Source organism: Lutibacter citreus, assembly GCF_003260195.1.
GTDB lineage: Bacteria > Bacteroidota > Bacteroidia > Flavobacteriales > Flavobacteriaceae > Lutibacter > Lutibacter citreus.
In genome coordinates this window covers 189,879-207,496 of sequence record NZ_QEIH01000009.1, presented here as the reverse complement: position 1 = coordinate 207,496, position 17,618 = coordinate 189,879, and the positions used below count along the sequence as shown (strand labels likewise).

Here is a 17,618-nt window from a genome sequence, read left to right as displayed (position 1 = left end):
ATAGTAGATAGAGTTGGTGGTGGTGATTCATTTATGGGTGGATTAATTTACGGTTTGTTAGAATATAAAGGAGACGACCAAAAAGCGTTGAATTTTGCAGTAGCTGCGTCTTGTTTAAAACACACTATTAAAGGTGATGCGAATTTATCTACAATAGACGAGGTTAAAAAACTAATGGGTGGAGACGCTTCAGGTAGAGTAGCAAGATAAAAAATGAAGATTTTTTAATTAGATTTGGTTAATAGGGAAGTTGGGTTTTGTAAAAGCCCAACCTTCCTTATTTTTTTTATCTGATTATAACTAAAATATAAAACTAAAATGGCACAATTTACAAGAATAGAAGTTGCAACAGCAATGAAAGAAACAGGGATGATTCCATTGTTTTTTAACAACGATTTAGAATTAAGTAAAAAAGTATTAAAAGCTTGTTACAATGGTGGTGCAAGATTAATGGAATTTACTGCTCGTGGAGATTTCGCTCACGAAGTTTTTGGTGAATTAACAAAATATGCAGTTGCCGAATTACCTGGTATGATTATGGGTGTTGGTTCAGTTACTGATGGTGCTGCAGCTTCATTATATATGGCTTTAGGAGCAAATTTTATTGTTACTCCTGTTTTAAGAGAAGATATTGCTATTGCCTGTAACAGACGTAAAGTTTTATGGTCTCCTGGATGTGGAACTTTAACTGAAATTGCAAGAGCTGAAGAATTAGGTTGTGAAATAGTTAAATTATTCCCTGGCGATATTTACGGACCTCAATTTGTAAAAGGAATTAAAGGACCTCAACCTTGGACAAGTGTAATGCCTACTGGTGGTGTTGCTCCAACAAGAGAAAATTTATCTGGATGGTTTAATGCAGGTGTAACTTGTGTTGGAATGGGTTCTCAACTTATTTCAAAAGAAATTATAGCAAATAAAGATTACGCTAAATTAGAACAAGATGTGAAAGCTGCTATTGCTTTAGTTAAAGAAGTAAGAAGCTAAAAATAAATTCAATAAAAAAAGAAATAACTAACTACTAATTATGTCTGCAAATTACGCTCAAATAGATCCAATAGATAATTTAATTGTTGCTATTGACAATCTTCCTGAAGGATTAAAAGCCATTGTAAATGGTAAAGAAATCATTTTAAAAGAAAACATTAAAAGTAAACACAAATTTGCTTTAAACGATTTTGCTGTAGGTGATCAAATATTTATGTATGGTGTTTTGGTTGGTAAAGCAGTGCTCCCTATTAAAGAAGGTGAAGCTATTACTACTGAAAATATTAAACATGCTTCAGCTGAATTTAGTGATTCAAATGAAAAATTTGTTTGGACCGCTCCAGATACTTCAAACTTTAAAGATAGAACCTTTAATGGTTATCACCGTAAAGATGGTAGCGTAGGAACTGGAAATTATTGGTTAGTTATTCCTTTAACTTTTTGTGAAAACAGAAATATAGATGTTTTAGAAGGGGCACTTTCTGAAAAATTAGGTTACGAAACTAAAAAAGACTTTGCAGTTGATACTGACGCATTAATTGCACAATACAAAGCTGGTGCTTCACAAGAAGATATTTTTAATACTCCAATTATAGCTACAAAAGAGGAAATGGCTAAAAATCGTTTATTTCCTAATGTAGATGGTATTAAATTTTTAAAACATGATGGAGGTTGCGGTGGTATTCGCCAAGATTCTGAAGTATTATGTAACTTATTAGCTGGTTATATCTCTAACCCTAATGTTGCAGGTGCTACCATTTTTAGTTTAGGATGCCAAAATGCACAAATTGAAATGCTACAAAAAGCATTAAAAATTAAAGATCCTAACGGCTATAAACCAGTTCATTACTTAGAACAACAAAAAAGTGCAAGTGAACGTGGATTAATTGAAGAAGCCGTTAAACACACTTTTTTAGGTTTAATGGAAGCTAACAAAATTGAACGTAAACCAGCGCCTTTAAACAAACTAATTTTAGGTTTAGAATGCGGTGGATCCGATGGATTCTCTGGTATTTCTGCAAATCCTTCATTAGGTTATGCTGCAGATTTATTAGCCGCACTTGGTGGTTCTCCTGTTTTATCTGAATTTCCAGAATTAAACGGTGTTGAACAAAATATTATCAATAGATGTGTAAATGAAGAAGATGCTAAAAAATTCTCTTCAATTATGCGTTCTTATTCTGCTGCAGCTGTTGCAGTAGGCTCTGGATTTGAAGCTAACCCTTCTCCAGGAAACATAAAAGATGGTTTAATTACTGATGCAATGAAATCTGCAGGTGCCGCTAAAAAAGGTGGAACATCTCCAGTTGTGGAAGTATTAGATTATGCTGAAAAAATTACAAAACCAGGGTTAAACTTATTATGTACCCCTGGTAATGATGTTGAAAGTACTACCGGTTTAGCTGGTTCAGGTTGTAATGTTATTGTATTTACAACAGGTTTAGGTACTCCAACAGGAAACCCAATTACTCCGGTTTTAAAAATGTCTAGTAATACAGAATTGTTTGAAAGAATGAATGATATTATTGATATTAATGCAGGAACCGTAATTACTGGTGAAGACACTATACAAACAATGGGAGAAAAAATATTAGACCACGTAATTAGAGTGGCTAGTGGTGAAACTCCTTCAAAAGCAGTAGTAAAAGGACATAACGACTTTATTCCTTGGAAAAGAGGAATTTCTTTATAAGAAAAACTAAAACGGTGGCTGAGATTAGTTGAAGCCCCATAAAAATAAATAGCTAAAAGCGAAAAGCCAATAGCAAAAAGCTAATAATAAATGAAATCATTAAATAGAACAACAGTAGAAGCAAAAACTTATACTGAAAGAATTTTACAATTTGGAGAAGGAAACTTTTTAAGAGCTTTCGCAGATTGGATGATTAACGAAATGAACAAAAAAGCAAACTTTGATGCAGGTGTTGTAGTTGTACAACCAATTGATCAAGGTTTAGTTAAAATGTTAAACGATCAAGATTGTTTATACACTTTGTACTTAAACGGAATTAAAAACGGTGAAGTTTTAAGTGAAAAAGAAGTTATTGATTGTATTCAAAGAGGAATTAACCCTTACGAAAATTATGCTGATTATTTAGCTAATGCTGAAAACCCAGATTTACGTTTTGTAATTTCAAACACTACTGAAGCTGGTATTTCATATAATGCAGATGATAAACTAGACGACGCTCCTCAAAAAAGTTTCCCTGGAAAATTAACTGCTTTATTATACAAAAGATTTCAAACTTTTGGAGGAGCTTCAGACAAAGGTTTAATTTTAGTTCCTTGTGAATTAATTGACCGTAATGGAGATAACTTAAAAAGAATAATTCTTCAATATGCTGCAGATTGGAATTTAGGAGATGAATTTGTTGAATGGATTAACGAAGACAACATTTTCTGTAACACATTAGTTGACAGAATTGTACCTGGTTACCCAAGAGATAAAATGGATGCTATTACTAAAGAGCTAGGTTATAAAGATAATTTAGTTGTTGAAGGTGAACAATTCCATTTATGGGTTATTGAAGGACCAGAATCTGTAAAAGATGAATTTCCTTCTGAAGCTTGTGGTTTAAATGTTGTCTTTACAGATAATATGGAACCTTACAGAACACGTAAAGTGCGTATTTTAAATGGTGCTCACACTACCCTAGTTCCTGTTGGATATTTATACGGAATTGATAGAGTTCGTGAATCTTTAGAAGATGAAGTTGTTGGTAAATTCTTAAAGAATGCTTTATTTAATGATATTTCTCCAACATTAGATTTACCTGCTGAAGAATTAAGTCAGTTCTCTGCAGACGTTTTAGACCGTTTCAGAAACCCTTATTTAGCACATGAATTAATGAGTATTTCATTAAATTCAATTTCAAAATATAAAACAAGAGTTTTACCTTCTGTTTTAGAATATGTAAAACGTAAAAATGAGTTACCTAAAAACTTATTATTCTCTTTAGCTGCATTAATCACTTTCTATAAAGGTGATAGAAATGGAACTGAAATTGCTTTAAAAGATGATGCCGCAGTTTTAGATTTCTTTAAAGAAGCTTGGGCTAGTAATAATTTCGTTGAAGTTGCTGAAAAAACATTATCAAATACAGATTTCTGGGGAACAGATTTAACTGAAATAGATGGTCTTCAAGAAGAAGTTACTACACATTTAGAAGCAATTTTAAATGATGGTATGAAAGCAACTTTAGATGCATTTGTAAAATAGCCTTATGATTATTGATTCACATCAGCATTTTTGGAAATACGAACCCGTAAAACACGATTGGATTGACGACTCTATGTCCGTAATTCGAAAAGATTTTATGCCTTCGGACTTGCAAAAAGTGTATGCTGAAAATGGAATTGATGGTTGTGTTGCTGTTCAAGCAGATCAAACATTAGAAGAAACAGATTTCCTACTAGATTTAGCTGATAAAAACGATTTTATAAAAGGAATTGTAGGTTGGATAGATTTAAGAGCTGAAAACATAGAAGAAGTATTAGAAAAATACAGCAAGAATCCAAAACTAAAAGGTTTTAGACACGTTATACAAGGTGAACCAGATCATAACTTTTTGTTAAGACCCAATTTTTTAAGAGGAATTGCAGCTTTAGAAAAATATGATTTCACATATGACATATTAGTATTTCCACATCAATTAGGAGCTGTTTTGGAATTGGTAAAAAGATTTCCAAAGCAAAAATTTGTAATTGATCATATAGCAAAGCCTTATATAAAAGATGGTTTTTATGATGGTTGGGCAGCTTTAATGTTTGAAATTGGTAAATGCGATAATGTGTACTGTAAACTTTCAGGAATGGTTACCGAAGCCGATTTTACTAGTTGGACTCCAGAACAAATAACGCCTTATATGAAATTAGTATTGGTTGCATTTGGATGGAAAAAAGTGATGTTTGGTTCGGATTGGCCAGTTTGCTTGGTTGCAGGAAATTATAAAAAAATAAAAGAATTAGTAACAGGATTTATAGCAAATTTCCGTTCAACAGAACAAGCCTCTATTATGGGCGAAAACGCTAAAATATTCTATAATATAAAATAAAACAATGGACTTAAATTTAAAAGGAAAAGTAGTTGTTATTTCAGGTGCTGCAGGTATCAAAGGAAGTATTGGAGAAACAATTCTTCAACATTTAGCTGAAGAAGGTGTTGTACCAGCAATTATTGATAGAAACGCAAGAGGATTTGAATATGTAAAAGAGCTTCAAGAAAAAGGAATTGATGCAATATTCTGTCAAACTGATGTTACAAATCCTGATGATATTGAAAAAGCAATTAAAACAATTACTGACAAATACGGAAGAATTGATGCTGTAATTAATAATGTTGGTGTAAATGATGGTGTTGGGTTAGATGCTTCTTATGATGAATTTATGAATTCATTAAAATTAAATATGGTAAGCTACTTTTTAGTAGTAAAACACTGTTTACCATTTTTAAAAGAATCTAAAGGAAACATATTAAACATTGGTTCTAAAGTTGGTTTAACTGGCCAAGGTGGAACTTCTGGTTACGCTGCTTCAAAAGGAGGAGTTTTAGGTTTAACTAGAGAATGGGCTGTAGATTTAATAAAATACGGTATTCGTTCTAATGCAATAATTATTGCTGAAAGTTGGACTCCTGCGTATGATGCTTGGATTAAAACATTAGAAAACGGTGAAGAAAAATTAAAATCTATTGTGAAGAAAATTCCTTTAGAAAACAGAATGACTACACCAGATGAAATTGCTGATACTTGTTTATTTACAATTTCAGAAAGATCATCTCATACAACAGGGCAATTTATAACTGTTGACGGTGGTTACGTACATTTAGATAGATCATTACTTTCAGAATAAATCATTTGTTCTATTATAAAAGACAAAACATACTATAAAAATGTTTTGTCTTTTTTACTTTGCACCTTTAATTAACCAATAAATATTTTATTACATTATTATGGAAAACACAAAAATACCTGTAGTAGCCAAGTCGGTTATAGTACCATTTATTTTGATTACTTCGCTTTTTGCATTGTGGGGATTTGCAAATGATATAACTAACCCAATGGTTAGAGCTTTTCAAAAAGTATTAGAACTTTCAAATGTTGAAGCTTCCTATGTGCAACTTGCTTTTTATGGAGGATATGGGTGTATGGCAATTCCTGCTGCTTTGTTTGTGAATAAATTTTCTTACAAAAAAGGAGTGTTAGTTGGTTTAGCATTGTACTCTATTGGTGCATTGTTATTTTTTCCTGCCGCACAATATGAAAGTTATGCTTTCTTTTTAGCTTCTTACTATATTTTAACTTTTGGTTTAGCATTTTTAGAAACCACTTCAAACCCATACATTTTATCAATGGGAGCTGAAGAAACTGCAACCAGACGTTTAAATTTCGCTCAAATGTTTAATCCAATGGGATCTATTGGAGGATTACTAATTGCTCAAAACTTTGTTTTAAGTGCATTAAAATCTGACGATACTACTGCTGATGGAACACCTATATTTGATACATTATCTGAATCTGCAAAAGCAGTTATTAAAACTTCAGATTTAGAAGTAATACGTAATCCTTATGTAATATTAGGATTTGTTGTATTAGCATTTTTTATTATGATATCAATATTAAAAATGCCAGAAAATAAAGACCAAGAAGTTACAGTAAACTTTTTTGACTCAGTTAAGAGATTATGGAGTCAACCTAAATTTTCTTTTGGAGTAATTGCTCAAGTATTTTATGTAGGAGCTCAAATTATGTGTTGGACCTATGTTTACCAATATGCTGAAACCTTAGGAATAGACAGTAAATCTGCTGTTTGGTTTGGTTTAGCTGGTTACATTGTATTTTTAACGGGAAGAATGATTGGTACTGCTTTAATGAAAGATATAGATTCAGGTAAATTATTAATGTATTTTGCTATTGGTGCTTTTGCTACAACAGTTGGAGCAATTGTTTTACCAGGAATGATAGGACTTTATTCTTTAATTGCAACTTCAGTATTTATGTCTATTATGTTCCCAACAATTTATGGTATTGCTTTAGAAGGTCAAGGTCAAGATGCCAAATTTGGAGCTGCCTTTTTAGTAATGGCAATTGTAGGTGGAGCTTTATTAACACCACTTCAAGGAAGAATATTAGATTTAGGAGGAACAGGATATGAAGATGTTTCATATTTTGGTCTTACTGAAATGCGTTTCTCATTCTTAATTACATTAATTTGTTTTGTTGTAATTGGGGTTTACGGGAAACAAGTCTATTCAAAATATAATAAACAAGCTTAATTTTAAAAAGATGAGTACAAAAAGATATTGTTATTCTTGCGATTTAAAAGACGATTCTAAATTAATTGCTGAATATAAAGAATACCACGCAGCAGGTAATGCGTGGCCAGAAATTACTAAAAGCATTAAAGATGCAGGTATAGTAGATATGGAAATTTACCTAACAGGAAACAGAATGTTTATGATTATGGAAGTTGATGAAACTTTTGATCCTGCAAAGAAAGCTGAAATGGATGCTAATAATCCTAAAGTTCAAGAATGGGAAAACCTTATGTGGGATTACCAACAAGAATTACCTTGGGCAAAAGATGGTGAAAAATGGATTGCTTTAGAGCCTGTTTTTAAACTAGCTTAGATTTATAAAACTTAAAAAATGCCGAACTAAAATTTTAGTTCGGCATTTTTTTTTGAGTCTGTTTTACTAATTTTTCATATACTTCAAAAGTATCAATATCTGTAAAATCAACTTCAGACATTATTGATTTCACATCATCTATATTCTCCTTAATAATTTGTTTTGCACCAATATCCGAATCTAACTTCATTAGACCTCTATAATAATTTGAACCAAAAATTGCCGGAACACCTATTTTTTCATCTAGTTCTGTTGCTATAATTCCTTTTTCTGAAGCCTTATAAGAATCAAATAAAAGATTGTAATATTTAGTAGTTATAAAAGGTTGATCTGCTAAAGTAAATAGAACTGCACTAAAGTTTAAATCGCGCTCTTTAAAATAATTTAAAGCACTTTTAATTGAGGTTCCCATTCCTTTATCCCAAGAGTCATTTTTAATTAAAACAACATCCTTATTTTCAACCTCTAACTTTATTTTATTATAATTTGCACCTAACACAACAAATACATTAGTTGCTTTTGAGTTTTTACAAATTGAGATTGAATTCCCTAAAAGACTTGTATTTCCCCAAGGAAGTAATTGTTTTATTTTACCCATTCTTGATGAAGAACCAGCTGCCAAAATAACAATTGCAAAAGAAGGCTTACAACTCATTATGAATTGAATTCTTTTTATTTTTTAAAAAATCTGGAGCTTTACCACGAGTAACCGATAAAATTTCAGAACAAATGGAGACCGCAATTTCTTGCGCCGTTTTACTTCCGATATTTAACCCCGCAGGACCATAAATTTTATCTAAAAACGCTTCTTCAACAAGAGGATGCAATTCAATAAAATCATTCAAAATCTTTTCTCTTCTATTTTTAGGCCCCAATAAACCAATATAACTGGGGTCTGTATCTTTCAATGCAACTAAATATTGTAAATCTCTAGCAAAACTATGTGTCATAAAAACCAAAGCAGTTTCTTTATTTACCCAAGTTAATTTCAATAAATTTGGTTCTGTTTGAATCAACTCTTTTGCCCCAGGAAAATCTTTAAGAGTTTGCTGGTTTGCGGAATTGGCAATTATTACAACTTCCCAACCTAAAAATACACCTAAATTATTCAGTTGAACAGCATCATGTTCCGCTCCAATTATAACCAATCTAAAACAAGGTTTAAAAAGCTGATTGAAAGTTTTATCTTCAATAAAAGAAACTTTTGAATCTTGATTTAACGGACTCCAATTATCATTTTTAAATACTATTTGAGATCCACTATTTTCTTGAGTTCCTTCACTTAAACAAAAGTTAGACTTTATTTTAAAGTCAATTCTTTGTTCAATGGCTAAATTAAACTCATTAACAATATTTATTGAAGGGTTGAAAGGCTCAATTAATATATACAATTGTCCTTCACACCCCAATCTGTATCTTCCATCATAAATCATTAATTTTGGTTTTCCAGAACTAAAAACACTTTTTACCTGCCTTTGTATTTCTTTTTCAACACAACCTCCACTTAAAGCACCAACCATTTTATCATTTTCAATAAGTAGCATACGTACTCCAGGTTTTCTGTATGATGAACCTTCCAAAAACACCAAACTAGCCAACACAGATTTTAATCCGTTTGCTTTGGCCAATTCAAATTCTATAATAATCTCTTTAAACTCGTGTGTCAAAATTTCAATTTAAAACTATCCAAAAATCTCTTTATATTCAATAAACGGCATCTTAGTAAGTCTAATACCCGTTGCTCTTTTTATTGCATTTGCCAATGCTGGAATGGCTGGTGGTAGTGCCGGCTCACCTAAGCCTGTTGGAGCAATATCACTCTTTATAAAATGAGTTTCAACAATTGGTGTTTCCTTCATTCTTATTAATCTATTTGCATGAAAATTAGTTGATTGTGGTACTCCTTTTATAAATTTTAAATCTCCATACATAGCGTGTCCAATACCGTCAAGAACTGCTCCTTCAATTTGATTTAAAGCACCTAATGGATTTACAACTATTCCACAATCTACAGCTACCGTAACTTTTTTAACTACTGGAATTCCGGCTTCCATAACAACATCCGCAACTTCTGCCACGTATGAATTATGACAATAATAGACCGAAAAGCCTTGATATACATCATCTTTATTTTCTCCATAACCAGATTTATCAACCACTTTATGAATAACAGCTTCCATTCTTTCTGCTGAATATTGAATTCGTTTATCTTTGGTGTTCTTCACGTTTTGAAGTAAATCTAAACGCAATTGAACTTCATCAACATTTAACTCAGAAGCCAATTCATCAAAAAATGATTGCTCTGCAAATGCAAAGAAATTAGTATAAGGTGCTCGCCATGCTCCAATAGTAATATTACTTCTATATCTCGCTAAATCAACTTGATAATTTTCAATACAACCAGCTGGAAAAAAATTTGGAATTAATCCATACATATTACCATTAATTCCTGCTTCCTTAACATGATAACCCGTTAATTTATTATCTTTTATTGCTGCGCTAATCTTATATTTAAGTGCTGGTTTAAAAGTTCCTGATAAAATATCATCTTCTCTACTAAAAACCAATAAAACAGGTTTTTTTGCAATGTTTGAAATTTGAGCAGCATCAATTGCAAAATTACCTTTCAATCTTCTCCCAAAACCACCACCCATTCGCGTTAATTCCAATGAAATATCTTTAACATCTCGCTTTAATAAATTGGCAATTTTATTTGCAGTATTTTGTGGTGTTTGTATAGGACCGGCAAGTTCAATTTTATCATCCGTAACATTTGCAAAAAAGTTCATAGGTTCCATACAATTGTGCGGTAAAAAGGGCGTATCATACACTCTTTCTAAAACCTTATCTGCTTCCTTAAAGGCTTTTTCTACATTTCCATCTTTCCTTACTGTTCTAAACTTTTTACCTTCTAATAACGCTGTAAGTTTCTTTGAATACTCTTCCGTAGTTTCTAGATTGTCACCATCATCCCAATTAGCAACAATAGCTTTTTTAGCTCTCATAGCTTCCCAAGTAGAGTTAGCTATTACAGCAATTTTATTGTTAAACTCAAAAATATCTACAACACCTTCATTTGCTCTGGCAGCAGTATCATCAAATGAAACTAAATTTTTACCAAATGCCGAAGCCTGAACAACGCAAGCATACAGCATTCCTTCTTTCTTATAATCAAGACCAAATAATGGTTTACCCGTTATAATTTTATCAATATCTACATTTCTAATATTTTGCCCAATAATGGTATAGTTTTTTGGGTCTTTTAGTTTTACATTGGCAGGAATCTCCCCTTTTGAAGCTTCCTCCGCTATTTCTCCATATGTTATTTCCTCTTTTTTTGAATTATAAATAACACCTTCTTTTACAAAACACTCACTTGCTTCAACACCCCATTTAGCAGCAGCTGTGTTAATTAATAACTGCTTAACCGTAGCTCCGGTTTCTCTTAAAGGATTCCAACCGTGTCTTATAGATTGACTTCCCCCTGCAACCTGACGTTCAAACACATCAGTATCTAAATCCCCTTGTTCTACATAAACATCATCCCAAGCAACATCTAATTCTTCTGCAATTATCATTGGCATTGAAGTTTTTACACCTTGGCCAATTTCAGGATTAGGGGCAAATAAAGTTACAATTCCATTATTTGCAATTTTTATAAAAGCGTTGAATTCATGAAAATTCAATTTTGAAATGTCTACTGACGGTTTAACATTTGGTTTACAAGATGTCAAAAAGTTAAATCCAACAATTAACCCTCCTCCTGCTAATGATGACACTTTTAAAAATGAACGTCTATCTATATTATTCTTTTTTGCCATCTCTATTTAGTTTTTGAAGCTTTTTCAACTGCCTTTTCTATTCTGTTGTATGAAGCGCATCTGCAAATATTTCCATGCATTGCTTCTCTAATTTCATCTTTTGAAGGATTCGGATTTTTCTCTAAAAAAGATGTAGCAGTCATTATTTGCCCCGATTGACAATAACCACATTGAGGCACATCAATTTCTTTCCAAGCTTTCTGTACAGGGTGATCCCCATTTTCTGAAAGCCCTTCTATTGTAGTAATAGTCTTACCTTCTGCCAGTGAAACAGGATATAAACAGCTTCTGGTTGGAGCTCCATCAATATGAATTGTACAAGCACCACATTGACCAATTCCACAGCTAAATTTAGTTCCTACTAAATTTAAATGATCTCGTAAAACCCACAATAAAGGAGTATCACTTGTAACATTTACTTGATATTCCTTTTCATTAACCAACAATTTATATTTTGCCATTTATTTGTCTCTAAAATTAAAAATTAAAGCTAACCAAAAACTATTAAAAGTTCAAACGTAAAATTAAAGTTTAACATATGATTGTATTAAACATAAAAACCCTTTTCAAACAAATGTTTGAAAAGGGTTTTAAATTAATTTAATTCAATCTAAATGCTAGAACTAATTTCCTTTTTTGTAATCAGCTAAAAATTGAGCTAAACCACTATCTGTTAAAGGATGTCTTAATAATCCTGTGATAGATGATAACGGTCCTGTCATAACATCTGCACCAATTTTTGCACAATCAATTACGTGCATTGTATGACGTATTGAAGCTGCTAATATTTCAGTTTCAAAACCATAGTTATCATAAATTTGTCTGATTTCAGAAATTAAATGCAATCCATCAGTTGAAATATCATCTAATCTTCCTAAAAACGGAGAAACATAAGTTGCTCCAGCTTTGGCTGCCAATAAAGCTTGACCAGCAGAGAAAACTAACGTTACATTAGTTCTAATTCCTTTATCTGAAAAATATTTACAAGCTTTTACTCCGTCAGCAATCATAGGTAATTTAACTACTATTTGCGGATGTAAGGCTGCTAATTCTTCACCTTGTTTTACCATTCCTTCAAAATCTGTAGCAATAACTTCAGCAGAAACATCACCTTCAACAACATTACATATAGCTACATAATGCTTTAAAATATTTTCTGCACCTGTAATTCCTTCTTTAGCCATTAAAGATGGATTTGTAGTAACTCCATCTAAAATTCCTAATGCTTGAGCTTCTTTAATTTGCTCTAAATTTGCTGTATCTATAAAAAATTTCATATTTTTTGTTTTATACTGTTTTTAAATATTCTAATACTTGGTTACATACTTTTTCACCTGTAAATCCAAACTTCTCATCAAGCACACTTGCTGGAGCAGAATATCCAAAATGATCCAATCCGAAAACTTTCCCGTGATCTCCAACCAATCCTTCTAAATTTACTGGTAAACCTGCTGTTAAACCAAATAACGGTTTGTTTTTAGGTATTACACTCTCTTGGTATGATTTAGTCTGTAATCTAAATCTTCCTTCTGAAATAATTGAAGCAATACTAACTTTTAATCCTTTCTCAGCTTCTAATAATTCAGCTGCAGCTACTAAAGTTGCAACTTCAGATCCATTTGCAATTAATACAACATCTGGGTTCTCTACTTCTTTAACTAAATAACCACCTTTTTCAGCAGCTAAAGCATCATTATATCTTGATTTTCCTGAAGCAGGAAGATCTTTAATTCCTTGTCTTGAAAGAATTAATCCTGTTGGAGTATCTTGATTTTCCAATGCCATTTTCCAAGCAACACTAGTTTCAGCTGAATCTGCTGGTCTTAATGCTAATAAACTTGGTTTTCCGCTATGATTCTTTAACTTTTCTAATAAACGTAATTGTGCTTCTTGCTCAACAGGTTGATGTGTTGGCCCATCTTCTCCAACTCTAAAAGCATCGTGTGTCCAAACATATTTAACTGGCAATTCTTGAATAGCACTTATACGCATCGCTGGCTTCATATAATCTGAAAACACAAAGAAAGTTGCTACTACAGGAATAATTCCACCGTGCAATGCAATTCCATTTGCAATACAAGCCATTGTTAGTTCTGCAACACCTGCTTGTAAAAACGAACCACTAAAGTCTCCTTTTTTAAGCGCGTGTGTTTTCTTTAAGAATCCATCTGTTTTATCACTGTTTGATAAATCTGCAGAAGACACAATCATATTTTCAACTTTTTCAGCTAAATATGCTAATACTCCTGAAGATGCAGCTCTTGTTGCCAATCCTGCTTTATGTTCAATAGATTCAAAATCTAATTCTGGTAATTTACCTGATAAGAAGAAATCTAATTTATCTGATAAAGCTTGGTTTTTATTTTTCCAAACTGCAATTTCAGCTTTCTTTTCTGCCGCTTTGGCTATTTTCTCTTTCAACAAGTTTTTATAAAACTCATTTACATCATCAAAAATATCAAACGGACTTTCTGGATTTGCACCTAAATTTAATAATGTTTTGGTATAATCAGCACCTGTAGCTCCAATTGGTTGCCCATGTAATTCACACTCACCTTCAAACATTTTACCATCTGCCGTTACACAGCCTTTACCCATAATAGTTTTACCTATTATTAAAGTTGGTCTTTCAGTTTCGTTATTTGCATCAGTTAATGCTTTTCTAATCTCGTCATGATTGTGACCATCAATAGTAATAACTTTCCAACCCCAAGCTTCATATTTCATTGCTGTATTTTCAGTAGTAACCTCATCTGTTGAAGTTGACAACTGAATATCATTTGAATCGAAAAACATAATAAAATTACTCAACCCTAAATGACCTGCTATTCTACCTGCACCTTGAGATATTTCTTCTTGAACACCTCCATCAGAAATAAAACCATAAATCTTATGATTCATCCAATCTCCAAATCTAGCTTGTAAAAACTTAGCAGCAATTGCTGCTCCCACACCCATTGTATGCCCTTGTCCTAATGGTCCAGATGTATTTTCTATTCCTCTTTCAACATCAACTTCTGGATGACCAGGAGTAATAGACCCCCATTGTCTGAAGTTTGCAACATCATCTTTTTCATAGTTTCCTAAAAGATAATATTGAGCATACATTAAAGTAGACAAATGACCAGCATCCATGAAAAAACGATCTCTAAAAGGCCATTTCATATCTGATGGATCATAATTAAAAAATTCTGAATATAAGATATGCATAAAATCCGCACCTCCCATTGGGCCTCCAGGATGTCCTGAATTTGCCTTCTCTACCATTGCCACAGCTAACGCTCTGATGTTATCTGCTGACTGCTGATCTACCTTTTTGTTCATGTTTTATTTTTTAAATATTTTTGAATATAATTCTTGACAAATATAGTTAGAAATAATATTCTCGCAAATGCTAAATATTTTTTTTATTTCTCCCAAATTTTCTCTATTTCCTCTAATGTTTTTCCTTTTGTTTCAGGAACAAATTTCCAAACAAGTAATGCCGCTAAAACACCCATTACACCATAAATCCAGTAAGCAAAACCGTGATTAAATGTTTCTAACAAATAACTATTTTTGTCCATCATTGGAAAGGTCCAAGACACTAAATAATTTGAAATCCACTGAGCTGCAACTGCAACTGCCAATGCACGCCCTCTAATTTTATTTGGAAACATCTCTGACAATAACACCCAACAAACTGGACCCCAACTCATAGCAAAACTAGCTACATAAATTAACATAAACACTAAAGCTCCGATTCCAACAGATTCCATAAAAAATGTAGTTCCTAATGCAAACATTGCAAATGCCATACCTATTGCACCTATTATCATTAATGGTTTTCTACCATATTTATCAACGGTCATAATTGCTAACACCGTAAATAATAAATTAACAGCACCTACAATAATAGTTTGTAATAATGCAGTATCAGTTCCTGAACCCATACCCTTAAAAATTTCTGGAGCATAGTACAGTACTACATTTATACCTACAAATTGTTGAAAAACAGAAAGTAAAACACCAATTACAATAACTGTCATTCCAAAAGAAAATAACTTCCCTGAATGACTAACTATTGTATTTTGAATTTCTGTAAGAATCTTTTTACCTTCTTCAACACCATTTACTTTTATTAAAACATCCAACGCTTTTTCTGGCTGAGATTTTAACACTAAAGATCTTGGTGTATCCGGTACAAAAAACAACATTAATAAAAATAAGGCTGCAGGAATAGTTTCCGAAGCAAACATCCAACGCCATCCAACGGTATTTAACCAAGTATCATCTCCTTGTTTAGCAATAAAATAATTTACAAAATACACAATCAACATACCAAAAATAATTGCAAACTGATTCATTGAAACTAATTTACCTCTATTTTTTGCTGGTGCAATTTCCGCTATATACAATGGAGAAAGCATAGATGCTAATCCTACTCCAATACCTCCAATAATTCTATAAACAATAAATATGTAAATAAACGTATGGTCTCCTTCACCAATAGGTTTTATAAACATTTCTGGCATAGAAGATCCAATGGCAGAAAATAAGAATAATATAGCCGCTAGAATTAATCCATTTTTACGACCTAGTTTCTTACTAATAACACCTCCAGAAATACCACCTATAATACACCCAATTAGTGCACTGGAAACAACAAATCCCAAACGGGCATTTGCTCCCAATTCATCCAAACCAAAAGGCAGAACGAAAAAACTTTCTAATGAACTAACGGTTCCTGAAATAACCGCAGTATCATAACCAAACAACAATCCACCTAACGTGGCAACTATTGTTAGTTTTAATAAATATTTAGAGTTTGCTGCTCCCATAATGCTTAAAAATTATATGTATTGGTTAATTATATTTTCGAATAATTCTTGTTTACCACTTTTTAATGATAACTCTCCGTTTTCTTGGGCAATTTTATATAAATCTTGCATAGAAAGTTTTCCTCCTTCAAAGTCTTTACCTTTTCCAGTATCAAAAGAAGCATAACGATCTGTTCTTAATTTTTCATAAGGAGAAGAAGTCATAATTTTATCAGCAATTAGCAAGGCTCTAGCAAACGTATCTGCTCCACCAATATGTGCATGGAATACATCATCTAAATCTGTTGAATTTCTTCTAATTTTCGCATCAAAATTAACACCTCCACCTTGTAAACCGCCAGCTTTTAAGAATACTAACATTGCTTCTGTAGTTTCTTGAATATTATTTGGGAACTGATCTGTATCCCATCCGTTTTGATAATCTCCACGGTTAGCATCTAAACTACCTAACATACCTGCTTTTGCAGCTACTTCTAATTCGTGTTGGAAAGTGTGTTGTGCTAATGTAGCGTGGTTTACTTCAATATTCATTTTGAAATCTTTATCTAAACCATATTCTTTTAAGAATCCAATTGCTGTAGCTGAATCAAAATCATACTGATGTTTCATTGGCTCCATTGGTTTTGGCTCAATAAGGAAGTTCCCTTTAAAACCTTGAGAACGAGCGTAATCTCTTGCCATTCCTAAAAAGCGTCCCATATGGTCTAATTCACGTCCCATGTCTGTATTTAATAAAGACATATAACCTTCTCTACCACCCCAGAACACGTAGTTTTCACCACCTAATTTAATTGTAGCATCCAAGGCTAATTTAATTTGTCCACCGGCTCTTGCAAGAACATCAAATTCTGGATTTGTTGAAGCTCCATTCATATAACGTGGGTTTGAAAAACAGTTTGCTGTTCCCCATAATAATTTAACGCCACTTTCTGCTTGTTTCCCTTTAATATAATCAGTAATTGTAGCTAATCTTGCTTCAGATTCAGCAAAAGTTGCTCCCTCTTGAACTAAATCATAATCATGAAAACAGAAATAATCAAATCCCATTTTAGTAATAAATTCAAAAGCTGCATCAGCTTTGTCTTTTGCTGCTTGAATTGGATCTGAAGATTTGTCCCACTCAAAACTTTGTGTTCCTGGTCCAAATGGATCTCCACCTTGTCCACAGAATGAATGCCAATAAGCAATTGCAAATCTGAAATGCTCACGCATTGTTTTTCCTGCAACAACCTGATCTGGATTATAATATTTAAATGCTAATGGATTGTCTGATTCTTTTCCTTCAAATTTGATTTCTCCAATACCTTTGTAGTATTCTTTGTTTCCTAATAGTGCCATTTCTGTATTATTTAATTATGTTA

16 protein-coding genes are annotated in these 17,618 nt (G+C 32.4%); 8 read left to right on the top strand and 8 right to left on the bottom strand.

Translation table 11 applies throughout. The annotated features are described in order from the left end of the window. The 8 genes from DAD81_RS18195 to DAD81_RS18160 all read left to right on the top strand — a co-directional run. The coding region (locus DAD81_RS18195) for a PfkB family carbohydrate kinase (protein ID WP_245949347.1) at positions 1-210 on the top strand (210 nt) is incomplete at its 5' end. Between the two features lie 108 nt (positions 211-318). Beyond that, positions 319-987: a bifunctional 4-hydroxy-2-oxoglutarate aldolase/2-dehydro-3-deoxy-phosphogluconate aldolase gene (locus DAD81_RS18190; protein WP_111709738.1), complete on the top strand. Its 669-nt coding sequence runs from the start codon at positions 319-321 to the stop codon at positions 985-987. A 40-nt stretch (positions 988-1,027) separates the two neighbouring features. Beyond that, a complete protein-coding gene (locus DAD81_RS18185) occupies positions 1,028-2,680 on the top strand; it encodes a UxaA family hydrolase (RefSeq protein ID WP_111709737.1) in 1,653 nt (550 codons plus the stop codon). 90 nt (positions 2,681-2,770) lie between these two features. Next, on the top strand, positions 2,771-4,207 hold the full coding sequence (locus DAD81_RS18180; protein ID WP_111709736.1) for a tagaturonate reductase: 1,437 nt from the start codon (positions 2,771-2,773) through the stop codon (positions 4,205-4,207). Between the two features lie 4 nt (positions 4,208-4,211). Continuing rightward, the gene (locus DAD81_RS18175) at positions 4,212-5,042 is read left to right on the top strand and encodes an amidohydrolase family protein (RefSeq protein WP_111709735.1); all 831 of its coding nucleotides are present in this window, start codon (positions 4,212-4,214) and stop codon (positions 5,040-5,042) included. Positions 5,043-5,046: 4 nt separating this feature from the next. After that, positions 5,047-5,838 carry an SDR family oxidoreductase gene (locus tag DAD81_RS18170; protein ID WP_111709734.1) on the top strand — a complete coding sequence of 264 codons (792 nt, stop codon included), beginning with the start codon at positions 5,047-5,049 and terminating at the stop codon, positions 5,836-5,838. A gap of 100 nt (positions 5,839-5,938) precedes the next feature. Continuing rightward, the gene (gene fucP, locus DAD81_RS18165) at positions 5,939-7,261 is read left to right on the top strand and encodes an L-fucose:H+ symporter permease (protein ID WP_111709733.1); all 1,323 of its coding nucleotides are present in this window, start codon (positions 5,939-5,941) and stop codon (positions 7,259-7,261) included. 10 nt (positions 7,262-7,271) lie between these two features. Then, positions 7,272-7,616: an L-rhamnose mutarotase gene (locus DAD81_RS18160; RefSeq protein ID WP_111709732.1), complete on the top strand. Its 345-nt coding sequence runs from the start codon at positions 7,272-7,274 to the stop codon at positions 7,614-7,616. 34 nt (positions 7,617-7,650) lie between these two features. Here DAD81_RS18160 and DAD81_RS18155 read toward each other — a convergent pair whose 3' ends face one another. The 8 genes from DAD81_RS18155 to xylA all read right to left on the bottom strand — a co-directional run bounded on the left by DAD81_RS18155 (position 7,651) and on the right by xylA (position 17,595). After that, positions 7,651-8,271 carry a nucleotidyltransferase family protein gene (locus DAD81_RS18155; protein ID WP_111709731.1) on the bottom strand — a complete coding sequence of 207 codons (621 nt, stop codon included), beginning with the start codon at positions 8,269-8,271 and terminating at the stop codon, positions 7,651-7,653. Beyond that, complete coding sequence (locus DAD81_RS18150; RefSeq protein ID WP_111709730.1) at positions 8,261-9,283, bottom strand: XdhC family protein; 1,023 nt, start codon at positions 9,281-9,283, stop codon at positions 8,261-8,263. Before DAD81_RS18150 ends, DAD81_RS18155 begins: the two co-directional genes overlap by 11 nt. A 15-nt stretch (positions 9,284-9,298) precedes the next feature. Further along, entirely contained in the window at positions 9,299-11,437 is a 2,139-nt protein-coding gene (locus DAD81_RS18145; RefSeq protein WP_179950073.1) for a xanthine dehydrogenase family protein molybdopterin-binding subunit, read from the bottom strand. Between the two features lie 2 nt (positions 11,438-11,439). Next, complete coding sequence (locus DAD81_RS18140) at positions 11,440-11,898, bottom strand: (2Fe-2S)-binding protein (protein WP_111709728.1); 459 nt, start codon at positions 11,896-11,898, stop codon at positions 11,440-11,442. A gap of 162 nt (positions 11,899-12,060) precedes the next feature. Next, on the bottom strand, positions 12,061-12,714 hold the full coding sequence (fsa, locus tag DAD81_RS18135; RefSeq protein WP_111709727.1) for a fructose-6-phosphate aldolase: 654 nt from the start codon (positions 12,712-12,714) through the stop codon (positions 12,061-12,063). 10 nt (positions 12,715-12,724) lie between these two features. Next, positions 12,725-14,761: a transketolase family protein gene (locus DAD81_RS18130; protein ID WP_111709726.1), complete on the bottom strand. Its 2,037-nt coding sequence runs from the start codon at positions 14,759-14,761 to the stop codon at positions 12,725-12,727. Between the two features lie 83 nt (positions 14,762-14,844). After that, positions 14,845-16,257, bottom strand: a complete 1,413-nt coding sequence (xylE, locus tag DAD81_RS18125) for a D-xylose transporter XylE (protein ID WP_111709725.1) — start codon at positions 16,255-16,257, stop codon at positions 14,845-14,847. 12 nt (positions 16,258-16,269) lie between these two features. Next, positions 16,270-17,595: a xylose isomerase gene (xylA, locus tag DAD81_RS18120; RefSeq protein ID WP_111709724.1), complete on the bottom strand. Its 1,326-nt coding sequence runs from the start codon at positions 17,593-17,595 to the stop codon at positions 16,270-16,272. Positions 17,596-17,618: the final 23 nt, after the last annotated feature.

Bases quoted from the DNA above. Each gene is read 5' to 3' on its own strand.
- xylA (WP_111709724.1), bottom strand. From the start codon at position 17,595: ATGGCACTATTAGGAAACAAAGAATACTACAAAGGTATTGGAGAAATC.
- DAD81_RS18185 (WP_111709737.1), top strand. From the start codon at position 1,028: ATGTCTGCAAATTACGCTCAAATAGATCCAATAGATAATTTAATTGTT.
- DAD81_RS18160 (WP_111709732.1), top strand. From the start codon at position 7,272: ATGAGTACAAAAAGATATTGTTATTCTTGCGATTTAAAAGACGATTCT.
- fsa (WP_111709727.1), bottom strand. From the start codon at position 12,714: ATGAAATTTTTTATAGATACAGCAAATTTAGAGCAAATTAAAGAAGCT.
- DAD81_RS18180 (WP_111709736.1), top strand. From the start codon at position 2,771: ATGAAATCATTAAATAGAACAACAGTAGAAGCAAAAACTTATACTGAA.
- DAD81_RS18175 (WP_111709735.1), top strand. From the start codon at position 4,212: ATGATTATTGATTCACATCAGCATTTTTGGAAATACGAACCCGTAAAA.
- DAD81_RS18130 (WP_111709726.1), bottom strand. From the start codon at position 14,761: ATGAACAAAAAGGTAGATCAGCAGTCAGCAGATAACATCAGAGCGTTA.
- DAD81_RS18190 (WP_111709738.1), top strand. From the start codon at position 319: ATGGCACAATTTACAAGAATAGAAGTTGCAACAGCAATGAAAGAAACA.
- fucP (WP_111709733.1), top strand. From the start codon at position 5,939: ATGGAAAACACAAAAATACCTGTAGTAGCCAAGTCGGTTATAGTACCA.
- xylE (WP_111709725.1), bottom strand. From the start codon at position 16,257: ATGGGAGCAGCAAACTCTAAATATTTATTAAAACTAACAATAGTTGCC.
- DAD81_RS18155 (WP_111709731.1), bottom strand. From the start codon at position 8,271: ATGAGTTGTAAGCCTTCTTTTGCAATTGTTATTTTGGCAGCTGGTTCT.
- DAD81_RS18145 (WP_179950073.1), bottom strand. From the start codon at position 11,437: ATGGCAAAAAAGAATAATATAGATAGACGTTCATTTTTAAAAGTGTCA.
- DAD81_RS18170 (WP_111709734.1), top strand. From the start codon at position 5,047: ATGGACTTAAATTTAAAAGGAAAAGTAGTTGTTATTTCAGGTGCTGCA.
- DAD81_RS18140 (WP_111709728.1), bottom strand. From the start codon at position 11,898: ATGGCAAAATATAAATTGTTGGTTAATGAAAAGGAATATCAAGTAAAT.